The organism is Lachnoclostridium sp. (assembly GCF_031997925.1).
Lineage (GTDB): Bacteria > Bacillota > Clostridia > Lachnospirales > Lachnospiraceae > Lachnoclostridium.
Map to the genome: position 1 here is coordinate 40,323 of NZ_DAMADT010000025.1, position 12,980 is coordinate 53,302.

General features: G+C 36.6%; 13 protein-coding genes and 1 other annotated feature. All 13 genes read left to right on the forward strand.

What is annotated here, in order from left to right; translation table 11 throughout:
- On the forward strand, window positions 1-344 hold a 344-nt coding region (locus RTP52_RS14870), incomplete at its 5' end, for a flagellin (protein WP_312372219.1).
- Window positions 345-395: 51 nt separating this feature from the next.
- On the forward strand, window positions 396-875 hold the full coding sequence (locus tag RTP52_RS14875) for a flagellar export chaperone FliS (RefSeq protein ID WP_312372220.1): 480 nt from the start codon (window positions 396-398) through the stop codon (window positions 873-875).
- Between the two features lie 661 nt (window positions 876-1,536).
- The gene (locus RTP52_RS14880; protein ID WP_312372221.1) at window positions 1,537-1,776 is read left to right on the forward strand and encodes a hypothetical protein; all 240 of its coding nucleotides are present in this window, start codon (window positions 1,537-1,539) and stop codon (window positions 1,774-1,776) included.
- 176 nt (window positions 1,777-1,952) lie between these two features.
- Window positions 1,953-3,137 (forward strand): tryptophan synthase subunit beta, encoded by a 1,185-nt coding sequence (trpB, locus tag RTP52_RS14885; protein ID WP_312372223.1) that lies wholly within the window; start codon window positions 1,953-1,955, stop codon window positions 3,135-3,137.
- Window positions 3,130-3,903: a tryptophan synthase subunit alpha gene (gene trpA / locus RTP52_RS14890; RefSeq protein ID WP_312372224.1), complete on the forward strand. Its 774-nt coding sequence runs from the start codon at window positions 3,130-3,132 to the stop codon at window positions 3,901-3,903. The genes trpB and trpA overlap by 8 nt, the downstream gene beginning before the upstream one ends.
- A 219-nt stretch (window positions 3,904-4,122) precedes the next feature.
- Window positions 4,123-4,902 (forward strand): ABC transporter permease, encoded by a 780-nt coding sequence (locus tag RTP52_RS14895; RefSeq protein WP_312100041.1) that lies wholly within the window; start codon window positions 4,123-4,125, stop codon window positions 4,900-4,902.
- An 84-nt stretch (window positions 4,903-4,986) separates the two neighbouring features.
- On the forward strand, window positions 4,987-5,571 hold the full coding sequence (locus RTP52_RS14900; protein WP_312372225.1) for an ATP-binding cassette domain-containing protein: 585 nt from the start codon (window positions 4,987-4,989) through the stop codon (window positions 5,569-5,571).
- Window positions 5,572-5,706: 135 nt separating this feature from the next.
- Window positions 5,707-6,519, forward strand: a complete 813-nt coding sequence (locus RTP52_RS14905) for a hypothetical protein (protein WP_312372227.1) — start codon at window positions 5,707-5,709, stop codon at window positions 6,517-6,519.
- A 327-nt stretch (window positions 6,520-6,846) separates the two neighbouring features.
- Window positions 6,847-7,605, forward strand: coding sequence for a cytidylate kinase family protein (locus RTP52_RS14910; RefSeq protein WP_312100037.1), 759 nt, complete (start codon window positions 6,847-6,849; stop codon window positions 7,603-7,605).
- A 245-nt stretch (window positions 7,606-7,850) separates the two neighbouring features.
- Window positions 7,851-8,885 (forward strand): sporulation integral membrane protein YtvI, encoded by a 1,035-nt coding sequence (gene ytvI, locus RTP52_RS14915; RefSeq protein WP_312100035.1) that lies wholly within the window; start codon window positions 7,851-7,853, stop codon window positions 8,883-8,885.
- A 119-nt stretch (window positions 8,886-9,004) separates the two neighbouring features.
- Window positions 9,005-9,240 (forward strand) — a binding site (T-box leader).
- A 107-nt stretch (window positions 9,241-9,347) separates the two neighbouring features.
- A complete protein-coding gene (gene proS / locus RTP52_RS14920; RefSeq protein ID WP_312372229.1) occupies window positions 9,348-10,781 on the forward strand; it encodes a proline--tRNA ligase in 1,434 nt (477 codons plus the stop codon).
- A gap of 36 nt (window positions 10,782-10,817) precedes the next feature.
- A complete protein-coding gene (locus RTP52_RS14925; RefSeq protein WP_312100033.1) occupies window positions 10,818-12,275 on the forward strand; it encodes a nicotinate phosphoribosyltransferase in 1,458 nt (485 codons plus the stop codon).
- Window positions 12,276-12,718: 443 nt separating this feature from the next.
- A partial coding sequence (locus RTP52_RS14930; RefSeq protein WP_312372231.1) for a MarR family winged helix-turn-helix transcriptional regulator occupies window positions 12,719-12,980 on the forward strand: 262 nt, incomplete at its 3' end.

Consider the following 12,980-nt stretch of genomic DNA (forward strand, 5'->3'; position numbering starts at 1 on the left):
GTGTTCCTCGTGTAGATACTTATACTCTTGGAACGAATATTGTAAATGTTTGTACTCAGGATGGGGCTTCTAGTGCAATTTCGATTCTAGATAAAGCGATTACTATGGTAACTGATATTCGTGCTAAGCTTGGTGCTTATCAAAATCGTTTGGAGCATGCGATTGCAAACCTTGATGTTGGAGCTGAAAATATTACAGAGGCTTTATCTCGTATCGAAGATACTGATATGGCAAAAGAAATGTCGATATTTACTCAGAAAAACGTGTTAGTACAAGCAGGTACTGCTATGTTAGCACAAGCAAATGAGAGACCACAAAATATCCTATCCTTATTACAAGGCTAATACTTTAAAATCAATATGCAGTAATAATGGGAAACCAAGATTGGAGTGGCAATGAATAAGGATCGATTGCGAGAGTTCGCCGTTAGAGTCACACAAGCAAACCAAAGCCAGCTAATTGTAATTCTCTATGACATTTTAGAGGCAGACTTAGAAAGTGCGACAGATGCAATTAACGCGAAGGATTATAAAACATACGAAAAAGAATTAAGACATGCAAGTCGTGTTATAAATCAACTCATGGGTGCCTTAGACTATCGCTATCCATTAGCATACGATTTACTAAGTCTATATTCTTACTTAAATAAAAAGCTGGTTTGTGCCCAAATGTCACGAAGTAATCAAGACTTTCCAGAGATACTTGATCTAATAAATGACTTAAGAGTTGGTTTTTTAGAAGTTAGTAAACAAGATAACTCAGGACCAATGATGCAAAATACACAGCAGATTTATGCAGGGTTAACTTATGGTAGGGGAACTTTAAATGAATCAAGTTTAAACCCAAGTGATATCCATCGTGGATTTAAGGCGTAAACCACACTAGCAAAGACAATGTTGCGAAGCTTTATTTTTTTGCTTGTGCTGTAATATAGGAATATAAAAACATTTACTTGACAATTGGGGTATTTAAGAATATACTTTACCCAATTTAATCAGTAATCCAAAAATAGAAAAAAACCGATGAGCAAGAGAAGTAGCTAGAGGAAGTCTTTACAGAGAGCCGTGGTTGGTGTGATACGGTAAGACAGAGGGTATCCTCGTAGAATTTAGTGAATGGACTTGTGAGGGTGGCTTGAAACCATAAGGAAGTAGACGCCAACGGGGACCCTGTCCGTTATCAGTAGGGTGTATATGATGGTATACAAAGAGAGTGGGTGCATTGCACCAAATTGGGTGGTATCGCAGAAGTATTAAGCTTTTGTCCCTTAGTCTAGGGGCAGAAGCTTTTTTTGTTTTAAGGAATTAACTCTACAATTACCTATAAATAAGAAAAGTAAGCCTTAAACTTCTCCATGTCACGAATTTTAAACTCTCTAAGGGATACTCATTTATCTTATGGGTTTTGCAAGCGTTTTTGCCTAGGCAAAGTATCTTCACCCTAAAGATAAAAGTATTCTCTTCTATACCTTGGATACTGATTTTTTGTTTTTAAAATATTAGATGCGTGTGCAGAAATGAGGTAAGGATGATGTGAATGAAAACAAAGATTTGTGGATTAAAGTCTCCTTGCGAGGTTGAAATTGTGAATAAGTACCCTCCGGATTATAAAAAGCCTTATTTTATAGCAGGAGGATTAACAGCGCAAAGTGTAAGCCTTTTGGATAGTAGGCTAAGACCTTACGGAGTTGATGTAAGCAGTGGAGTAGAAAGTATGGGACAAAAGGATGAAGAAAAAATAAGAGAGTTTCTGCTTGCTGCTTCAAAAATAAGTTAGGCTTCTATGCAGAAATTAAAAGGGAAAAGATGTGCATTCACCTGTGGGTAGTTGTTATAAAGTGTCTTCGCATTCAAGAGTAGGCTTAGGCCTAGAGTGGTAAGTCACTTTATGAATATAAAAAGCAATAAATCACTTTGTGAATATAAAAAGTGTACGCGAGAATGGAGGAAAATATGAAAGAAGGAAGATTTCTTCAATATGGCGGTCAATATGTACCGGAGACCTTAATGAAAGCGGTTTTAGAGGTAGAAAAAGCATATGAGCATTATAAAAAGGATCCTGATTTTTGTAAGGAACTTGATACCTTATACCGCGAATATGCAGGAAGACCATCATTGTTATATTTCGCTAAGAAAATGACCGAGGATCTTTCAGGGGCGAAAATTTACTTAAAGCGAGAGGATCTAAATCATACAGGATCTCACAAGATTAATAATGTACTAGGTCAGGTATTATTAGCTAAAAAAATGGGTAAGACACGTGTCATAGCAGAAACAGGAGCTGGTCAACATGGTGTGGCAACAGCAACAGCTGCGGCACTTATGGGACTGGAATGTGAAATCTTTATGGGAAAAGAGGATACAGACAGACAAGCACTTAATGTCTATCGAATGGAGTTGCTAGGTGCTAAGGTGTATCCAGTAACCTCAGGAACTATGACCCTTAAGGATGCGGTAAACGAAACAATGGGTGAGTGGACGAAGAGAGTAGAGGACACCCATTATGTGTTAGGTTCTGTTATGGGACCTCATCCATTTCCAACGATTGTTCGAGATTTTCAGAAGGTGATCGGTAAGGAAATCAAAGAACAACTACAGGAAAGAGAAGGTAAGCTACCGGATGCAATCGTAGCCTGTGTTGGTGGAGGGAGTAATGCTATGGGAGCATTTTATGAATTCTTGAATGACCCTAGTGTAGCTTTATACGGTTGTGAAGCAGCAGGGCTTGGTGTGGATCATCCTAAAAATGCAGCAACCATAGCAAATGGAACAGAAGGTATTTTCCATGGAATGAAATCCTACTTTTGTCAGGATGAATATGGTCAGATTGCTCCTGTTTACTCTATTTCTGCTGGACTTGATTACCCTGGAATTGGACCGGAGCATGCAATGTTACATGATATTAAACGAGCAACCTATGTACCAGTTACGGATGATGAAGCGGTGGAGGCATTTGAATATCTCTCAAGGACAGAAGGGATTATACCTGCAATAGAAAGTGCTCATGCAGTTGCATATGCAAAGAAGTTAGCACCGACGATGAGAAAAGATAGTATTCTTGTGGTAAATATCTCTGGACGTGGAGATAAGGATGTCGCTGCGATTGCTAGATACAGGGGGGTGAAGTTATATGACTAGGATAGAACAAGCATTTACGAAGGGAAAAGCACTCATTACCTTTATTACAGGTGGAGATCCAGGAATTGAAGTTACAGAAGAATTAATAATTCAGATGGCTATGGGTGGAGCAGATCTAATTGAGATAGGGATCCCATTTTCTGATCCGATTGCAGAGGGACCTATTATACAGGAGGCAAATGAAAGAGCATTAAAGGCGGGAACAACCACAGACCTACTGTTTGATATGGTAGAAAGGGTAAGAAGCCAGGTTTTGGTACCTCTAGTATTTATGACTTATATAAACCCAATCTATACCTATGGTGCAGACCGATTTTTGAAGCGTTGCAAGGAGGCTGGAATCGATGGAGTAATTGTACCAGACCTTCCTTATGAAGAAAAGGAAGAACTACTTCCTCTTTGTAAATTGCATGGTATTACATTGATTTCCATGATAGCGCTAACCTCCAAAGAAAGAATTCAAACCATTGCAAAGGAAGCAGAAGGTTTCTTATACTGTGTTTCTTCTCTTGGGATAACCGGAGAAAGAACAGAGATAGGAAGCCAGGTGAATTGTATGATAGAAGAGGCGAGGAAAGTAGCCGATATTCCTTGTGTAGTTGGATTTGGAATTTCTACACCAGAACAAGCAAGAGAGATGGCAGAGATATCGGATGGTGTGATTGTCGGTAGTGCAATTGTAAATATTATAGCAAAGTATCAGAAGCAGTGTGTTCAGCCAGTAATTGATTTTATCAAAGTATTAAAGAACTCAATTTGTGAGTAAGTGGATAGCCATGCTTGTCAAGGGGAAGTATCATGGTATATGATAGAACTTGACAGTATGGCTAATTTATATAATGGAAGCGTGATGATGTTACAGTAGGCTTTATATGACAGGAGTTTACTATATTGATGTACAGTATGCTATTTTTACTAAATTGAATTTACAGTACGCATTGTCATACAGGCAAGACGAAAAGCTGACGCAGAAATGAGGGTATAGATGAAACACTTAAAAAAGGATGTACATAAAAGATATGTAAGTTTGCTTGCAATCGCTTTATGGTTGATATTGTGGCAAGTAGCAAGCATAGTGATAAATAGTAATATATTAATTGCTTCCCCCATACAAGTAGTGACGACGATAGCGAAATTAATCTTTGAAAAAAGTTTTTGGTTTAGCATCTCGTCTTCTTTTCTAAAAATAAGTCTAGGATTTATTTTAGCGGTAGTAACCGGTGTATTATTATCACTTGGAGCTTATCATAATGTATTTTTAAAAGAATTTTTTACGGTTGCGATGAGAGTGATTAAATCCATTCCAGTTGCCTCTTTTGTAATTTTAGCACTTTTATGGGTGAGGGCTCGAAACCTATCGATACTAATTTCTTTTCTTATGGTTCTTCCTATTATCTATACGAATGTGTTAAAAGGGGTAGAATCAGCTGATCAAGAGTTACTTGAAATGGCAGAAGTTTTTCATATGAGTGGATTTAGAAAACTAAAATTTATTTATCTTCCAGCTGTGATGCCATATTTTGTCTCTGCTTGTTCAGTAGGTTTGGGCTTTTGTTGGAAATCAGGGATTGCTGCGGAGGTAATTGGCTTACCCAAAAACTCAATTGGAGAGCAATTATATGAGGCCAAATTATATCTTATGACGAAAGAGATGTTTGCTTGGACTGTTGTGATTATAGGAATTAGTGTAGTATTTGAAAAGCTTATTCTTTTACTTATAAAAAAATTAAACCATGCTTTAACCAAAGAATTGTTGGAGAAATAGGGGTAGAAGTGCAATGATATTATGGGCGGTGTACAACCTTACTACTAATATGAAAGGTGTTAAAGCACCTTATTGGAGGATAAGATGAGTAGGAATGAAATTATCTTTGAGAATGTCTCTGTAAATTTTGGTGAAAAACAGGTTCTAAAGGATTTAAATCTTACGATAAAGCAAGGGGAAGTTATCGGTATCATGGGGGCTTCTGGTATTGGAAAAACAACATTTGCGAAAGTACTATTGGGATTATTAAAACCATCTACGGGAAAGGTAGTTGGATTGGAGAATAAAAAGTTTTCTGCTGTGTTCCAAGAAGACCGTTTATGCGAGGGGTTTGATGCAATCACAAATGTAAAGATGGTGTTACCAACTGATATAGGTACAGAACAAGTGGAGAAAGAGTTTTCAAAGGTTCATCTTACTGACTATAAAGGGAAATCTGTAAGTAAATTAAGCGGCGGTATGAAACGTAGGGTAGCCATTGTTAGAGCAGTAATGCGAAAGAGCGATGTGATTATTCTGGATGAACCTTTGAAAGGGCTGGATGAAATCTTAAAAGAACAAGTAATATCGTATCTTAAAGAATCATTATCTGGAAGGACAGTCATCCTTGTGACACATGATAAGTCGGAATTGGAAGCGCTACATGCAAAATTATTATTTCTTTCATAAATTCTTTGAGATAACTAGCAGTATCATAAAATAGGATATAAATTGTAAATAATGTTTGCTATAATAGGATAATTTTGCTAAAATAAAATTTAAGCCTTCATGGAATAACATGGGAATATAGGAAAGGGAGAGATTATGAAGCTTAATAAAAGAGTTTTAAAGATTTTAATGATAGTAACATTGTCAACAATTTTACTTGCTGCTTGTGGTAATAAAGAGAATGATATTTTAACTCCAGCAGTAACTGCAGAGCCTACAAATCAGGCAGAGGCGACACCTACAGTGGAACCTACACCTACAGTGGAACCTACACCAATACCTACAGAAACTGTGGCGACTCCTACTGTAGCACCAATAACGTTAGTTGACCCAAAGGCAACTATTGACGGAACAACTTATAAGAGTGAAGGTTACGGATTTTCAATAACAATGCCAGAAAAGTGGGTTGTCCTAGAGCAAGGAGGAACCTATGATTATCTAAATGCCACTATGGGAAATGCCTATGAGAGTGGGGAAGCACTTAAGTCAGCGATTGAAGCACAAGGGCTGAGCTATTTGTTCATGGCAACAAATTCTGAGATACAGGAAAATGGTGCTACCGATAACTTTATTGTACAAACAATACCTTCTGAATTACTTGGTGGACTTAGTTTAGAGTCTATGGTTGGAGAATTTGGTACTGCTACAAAGAACCAGTATAAGAACATGGGCGCCACTTGTGACATCACAGAGCCTGTAAAGACAACCAAGGATGGCATGGATTATTTCACTTTTGATATTGTAGCAAACCTTCCAACTGGTACGAATGTAAACGATACAGCTACTGTATATCAATCTATGATGTATTTTGAAAAAGATGGAACTGTTATGCAATTAGCAGGTACCGCCGTATCAAAAGAAAATTTAAAAATGATAAATAAAATATTTGATAGTATTGTGATTGAATAAGATATATGATATAAGAGAAAGATTATTTGAACTATATCTTATAGGTAATGATACTAAAACTGCATATGGTATATAAAATAATGATGCGGAAATAAATTTAATACACAGGAAGCCAGTAAATCTGGCTTCCTGTTTGCATCATTTAAGGTATTATGATACGTTAATTGGATAAAATATAAGAGGAAATGATGGTTTTGGAAGTAGTATGTGGGGAAAAGGTGCTAAATTCCTAAAAAATACTCTTCCAAGATGAAATAAGACATGCTATGATAGGAAGAAAATATTAAGCTTAAAGAATTAGGTGCTTTTAAATAGGAGGAAAAACAAATGCATATCACGTTAACCGGAAATCTCGGAAGCGGGAAATCTACGATTTGCAAGATTTTAGAAACGGAACATCATTATGAAATTTATTCTACGGGTAAGGTACAGCGTAAGCTGGCAGAAGATTTAGGAATCAGTGTACTTGAGATGAACCAACTCATGTGCAAGGACCACAAGTATGATAATATGATTGATGATACTACTGCAAAAATTAGTCGTGAGAATCCGGATAAGGCGATTGTATTTGATTCCAGATTGGCATGGAACTTTGTTGAAACATCATACAAAGTTTTTCTATCCGTTAGTCTTAATGTTGCGGCTGACCGCGTTTATGGGGATAATCGTGGTAATGTTGAAAAATATTCAAGCGTAGAAGATGCGAAACAGCAATTAAAACTTCGTGCTCAAACAGAGGATATTCGTTATAAAGATATTTATAATTTGGATTATTTTAATTTCTTAAATTATAATTTGATTTTAGACAGTACGTACTGTACACCAAAAGTTCTATCCAAGGTTATTTTAGAAGAAGCTCAAAAGTACAAGGAAAATGGCGAAAAGAAAGAAACAAAGATTTTAATGTCTCCAAAGCGTCTTGGGATAGAGGATGCTACAATGTCTGCAGATCCAGAGAAGCTTTATTTAGAAGGTGATATCGTTATTGAAAAAACAGAAGACGATTATAAGGTAATTCGTGGAATGGAACTTGTAAAGCAAGCAGCAGAAAAAGGAATTCCTTTTGTTTCGGTTACTTTATATTAAAGATATAATTTATTTTATTAGGATTAATTTTGTAAAATACTAACCTAGTTTTGGGTGTACTTCCATAACATTATTAGGCAGAATGCTTAACAGAAACTAACAAAAACTGAAAAGCCAGAGATATTAAGTATTCTAAAGGATGGGATATGTTACATGATATTTTTTGGCATAGATAAGAATCTTCTACAGACAATAGTATCAGAATCAGCTAAGGATTGATGCGAGGTGATTGTTTGGAGAAGAGAGTGAAACTATCAAAAAATAAAAGAAAGTTACTTCTTACTTTTGGGACAATCATTGCTGTGTATGTAGGTTTAAAATACCTACTACCGCTGTTTGTTCCATTTTTATTTGCCTACTTTATCGCTTGGCTGTTACGACCAGTGGTAGGCTTTCTACATCGAAAATTAAAGATTCCTCTTGTGGTTGGTGGAGGTTTTGGTGTTCTTTTGTTATTACTAGTAATTTCAGTAATATTATGTTATCTTGGAAGAATTTTATTCAACCAAGTTCTATTATTTTTACGAAATATTCCGATTTACCAGCAATATTTTACGCAACAGGTGGAGATTTTTTGTGTTACGGGGGATAAACTATTTGGCTTTAAGGATGGCTCATTAAAATTAGTAGTCAATGATGGAATGGAAACGTTGATAAAGTATGTTCAAGTGAATATATTACCTAAGATGACGATTCAAACAATAAGAATTGCCATTGGTTTAGCAGAGTTTCTTGCAATTTTCCTTATTATTTTAGTGGCTACAATTTTAATTATTAAGGATATGGAGGAATATAAGGCAGGGCTTCGAAAATCAGAATTTTACCCTGCGGTTCATAAAATTACACAAAAGCTATCGGACACTGGAATTGCTTATATGAAAACACAAATTATTTTAATGTCAATTATAGCTGGAATAAATGCAGTAGGTTTTTTCATACTGAAGAACCCGTATGCTTTATTAATTGGTATAGCAGTTGGTATCTTCGATGGTTTTCCGGTACTAGGCAGCGGACTTATCTTAATTCCTTGGTCTATCGTTATGTTGATACAAAAAAAATTTATTGACGCAGCTGTTATCATGAGCATATTCCTATTATGCCAGATCGTGCGTGAGATATTGGAACCAAAGTTATTAGGAGATAAAATCGGGGTTAAACCCATCTATAGTATGATAGCAATGTATGTGGGGGTACAGCTTTTTGGAGTGATTGGCTTTTTTCTAGGGCCGCTTAGCTTAGTTATTATAAAAACTGTGATTGCGACATACGCAGAGGAATAGGCTGTTATATAAGAATTTATGCTTAATAAGGGGAACGATACGTTTGCTAAAAATCATTCTTGACAAAAACCAGTATGTAGCATAAAATCATGGTAATCTACATTCTGTGCAATGCATAGAAATTTGCGATGAAGAGGAATAGTATATCGGGAAGTCATTTTAGAGAGAGAGTGGTTGGTGGAAACTCTTATGAAACCGAATAGAACCTACCTCGGAGCACTGTACGCTATAAATATAGCATATGAGATGATATTATCATATCGTATAAAATACAGCGTAAATCGGCGTTAACGATAGGAGTGAATTGCGCAAGCAATTAATTTGGGTGGTACCACCGAAGTTTTCGGTCCCTTGTTTTAAGGGGCCTTTTTTTTATTTAAAGGTGCTTTTCCCAAAAGATTAAGACCTGTGGAAAGTGGCGAGTCCACTTGATTTATAAGAAATTAAAAAAGGAGAATGATTATGGCAAACGATAAGAAATTAGTAGAATCCATTACCTCTATGGATGAAGATTTTGCTCAATGGTATACGGATGTAGTAAAAAAAGCTGAACTTGTAGATTATTCTGGAGTAAGAGGATGTACTATTTTCCGTCCAGCAGGATATGCTATTTGGGAGAATATCCAAAAGGAATTAGATGCTAGATTTAAGGCAACTGGAGTAGAGAATGTTTACATGCCTATGTTTATTCCAGAGAGTTTATTAAACAAAGAAAAAGATCATGTAGAGGGTTTTGCACCGGAAGTTGCTTGGGTTACTCACGGTGGTGGAGAGCAGTTGCAAGAACGTTTATGTGTAAGACCAACCTCCGAAACTTTATTTTGTGACTTTTATTCTCATATTATCGAATCTTATCGTGATCTTCCTAAACTATACAATCAATGGTGTTCTGTTGTACGTTGGGAGAAAACAACCAGACCATTCTTACGTACTTTAGAGTTCTTATGGCAAGAAGGTCATACAGCACATGCTACAGCAGAGGAAGCAGAAGAAAGAACCATTCAAATGCTCAATCTTTATGCTGATTTCTGTGAAGAAGTGTTAGCGATTCCTATGGTTCGTGGTAAAAAGACTGACAAAGAAAAATTCGCAGGAGCTGAAGCAACTTATACCATTGAAGCATTGATGCATGATGGTAAAGCACTTCAATCAGGAACTAGCCATAACTTTGGAGATGGTTTTGCAAAAGCCTTTAACATTCAATACACCGATAAAGAAAACAAACTACAATATGTACACCAGACATCATGGGGAATGACGACTCGTCTCATTGGCGCATTAATCATGGTACATGGTGATAATAGTGGCCTTGTATTACCACCAAGAATTGCTCCAACACAAGTTGTTATTGTTCCAATTATGCAAAAGAAGGAAGGCGTATTAGAAAAGGCGGCTGAACTTCGTGAAAAACTTGGAGCTTTCCGTGTAAAGGTTGATGATGCTGATAAGAGTCCAGGATGGAAATTCTCTGAGCATGAGATGCGTGGTATTCCAGTGCGTGTTGAAATCGGTCCAAAAGACATTGAAGCAAATCAAGCAGTTCTTGTACGTCGTGATACAAGAGAGAAGACTGTAGTTTCTCTTGATGAAATCGATATAAAGATTGGTGAAATTCTTGATGCTATGCAGAAAGAAATGTTAGAGCGTGCTAGAACTCATCGTGATGCACATACTTATGAAGCACATTCTACAGAGGAATTTGCAGATGTTGTAGCTAACAAGCCAGGATTTGTAAAAGCTATGTGGTGTGGAGAACGTGCCTGCGAAGACGAAATTAAGGAAAAGACAGGTGCTACTTCACGTTGTATGCCATTTGCACAGGAACACATTGCTGATACATGTGTATGCTGTGGCAAAAGAGCTAAAACATTAGTATATTGGGGCAAAGCTTATTAAAAGATGCACTTGATGACTGCGAAGGAGGATATCGCTATGGCTGAACGTAATTTAACGTTGTTGACCGATTTTTATGAGCTAACTATGATGCAAGGTTATTTTAAAAATAAAACTAACGACACGGTTGTTTTTGATGCATTTTATCGAACAAACCCATCTGGCAGTGGTTATGCGGTTTGCTGTGGATTGGAACAAGTAATTGATTATATCAAGAACTTAAGATTCGAACAAGATGATATTGATTATTTCCGTAGCCTTAGCATATTTGATGAAGATTTCTTAGAGTATTTGAAAAACTTTAAATTCTCTGGTGATATTTATTCTGTACCAGAAGGATCTGTAGTATTTCCGATGGAACCGCTGGTAAAAGTTATTGCTCCAATTATGGAGGCACAGCTGGTGGAAACGGCAATCTTAAATATTATCAATCACCAGAGCTTAATTGCTACTAAGGCCTCCCGTGTTTGCTATGCAGCACGTGGCGAAGGTGTCATGGAATTCGGTCTGCGTAGAGCTCAAGGACCAGATGCGGGTACTCTTGGTGCCAGGGCTGCGGTCATTGGAGGATGTATCGGTACTAGTAATGTTCAAAGTGCAAAAATGTTTGGAACACCTGCTCTAGGAACACATGCTCATAGCTGGATTATGAGCTTTGAAGATGAGTTAACAGCATTCCGTAAGTATGCTGAGCTTTATCCAAACAATGTTACATTATTAGTTGATACGTATGATACGCTTCGTTCCGGTGTACCGAATGCAATAAGGGTTTTCAAGGAAATGAAAGAGGCGGGAACGCTTACCAGCCGTTATGGAATCCGTCTTGATAGCGGTGATTTATCCTATTTATCTAAAAAGGCTCGTAAGATGTTAAATGAAGCTGGTTTTAGTGAAGCTTTCATCTGTGCTTCCAGTGATTTGGATGAATATTTGATCGATTCCCTAAAGACACAAGGTGCACAGATTAATTCCTGGGGTGTAGGAACAAATCTAATTACCTCCAAAGATTGTCCTGCATTTGGTGGAGTTTATAAATTAGCTGCAATTAAGCATGACGATGTATTTATACCTAAAATTAAGTTATCTGAAAACCAATGGAAGATCACCAATCCAGGTAATAAAACAATTTATCGTATCTATGATAAGGAAAGTGGTAAGATTAAAGCAGACTTAATTGCTTTAGTTGGGGAGAAGTATTCCGAAGATAATCCGTTATTGCTTTTTGATCCTATGGCAACTTGGAAGAAGACCTATTTAAAACCAGGAACCTATAAAATGAGAGAAATGCTTGCTCCTATCTTTTTAAATGGTGAGTGCGTATACGAAGCTCCCGCTGTAATGGATATTAGAACTTACTGTCAGGAAGAGCTTAATACTCTATGGGATGAAACAAGACGTTTGGTTAACCCTCAGGATGTTTTTGTCGATCTTTCTAATGAATTATATCATATGAAACATCAGTTGTTAGATAGCTATAATGCTAGAGTACGCGAATAAGCGAATGATTGAAAGTAGATAAATATTACTTAAATAGAGGCATTGGAAGCAAAAGATGAAAGTCTTTTTGTTTCTATGTGCCTCTATTTTAATGTAATATCATTATCTTTATTAAATTGAAACATGGCGACGATTACAAACAATACGGTCTTTATTAAAATGGATGGGTAATTGTAACTGATATGTAACTTGTTGCTATCTGTAATACTTTATGTTAGGGGATTACTTCCATAATAGAAACAATCCTTGACAAGTTAAGATAAATAATGTATCCTCTACTGGTTAATTAACCATGTTAACAATCTATATTATCGGAACAAAAATCTTCGATAATCAGATTGACGGTTCGAAAAACGCACCTGTATAACATATTTGTTGAAACAAAAAGCATGTTTCAATAATCAAGTATTATCGTAATGAAATAGAATTGGAGTTTATGTGATATGCAAACGGAACCCAGTGATCTTATTATCATGATGCATCATTTGCGCTCTGTCGTGAGTCAGCTGCGTCCGCAAAGTGATTTGACTTTTGGAGAATTTTATGCGATGAGTATGATTGCAGAATCTCAGCAAGATGAAAATCAAAAACTGACACCGACTAGTTTAAATGAACAGCTTGGTACAAAGAAGCCGGCAACCTCTCGTATGCTTACAGTTTTGGAGAAAAAGGGCTATCTTCAGAAGATAAGCGATGCGAAAGACC

Coding starts and splice junctions, on each gene's coding strand:
- RTP52_RS14910 (WP_312100037.1), top strand. CDS start 6,847: ATGCATATCACGTTAACCGGAAATCTCGGAAGCGGGAAATCTACGATT.
- RTP52_RS14925 (WP_312100033.1), top strand. CDS start 10,818: ATGGCTGAACGTAATTTAACGTTGTTGACCGATTTTTATGAGCTAACT.
- proS (WP_312372229.1), top strand. CDS start 9,348: ATGGCAAACGATAAGAAATTAGTAGAATCCATTACCTCTATGGATGAA.
- trpB (WP_312372223.1), top strand. CDS start 1,953: ATGAAAGAAGGAAGATTTCTTCAATATGGCGGTCAATATGTACCGGAG.
- RTP52_RS14900 (WP_312372225.1), top strand. CDS start 4,987: ATGAGTAGGAATGAAATTATCTTTGAGAATGTCTCTGTAAATTTTGGT.
- RTP52_RS14880 (WP_312372221.1), top strand. CDS start 1,537: ATGAAAACAAAGATTTGTGGATTAAAGTCTCCTTGCGAGGTTGAAATT.
- RTP52_RS14875 (WP_312372220.1), top strand. CDS start 396: ATGAATAAGGATCGATTGCGAGAGTTCGCCGTTAGAGTCACACAAGCA.
- RTP52_RS14895 (WP_312100041.1), top strand. CDS start 4,123: ATGAAACACTTAAAAAAGGATGTACATAAAAGATATGTAAGTTTGCTT.
- RTP52_RS14905 (WP_312372227.1), top strand. CDS start 5,707: ATGAAGCTTAATAAAAGAGTTTTAAAGATTTTAATGATAGTAACATTG.
- trpA (WP_312372224.1), top strand. CDS start 3,130: ATGACTAGGATAGAACAAGCATTTACGAAGGGAAAAGCACTCATTACC.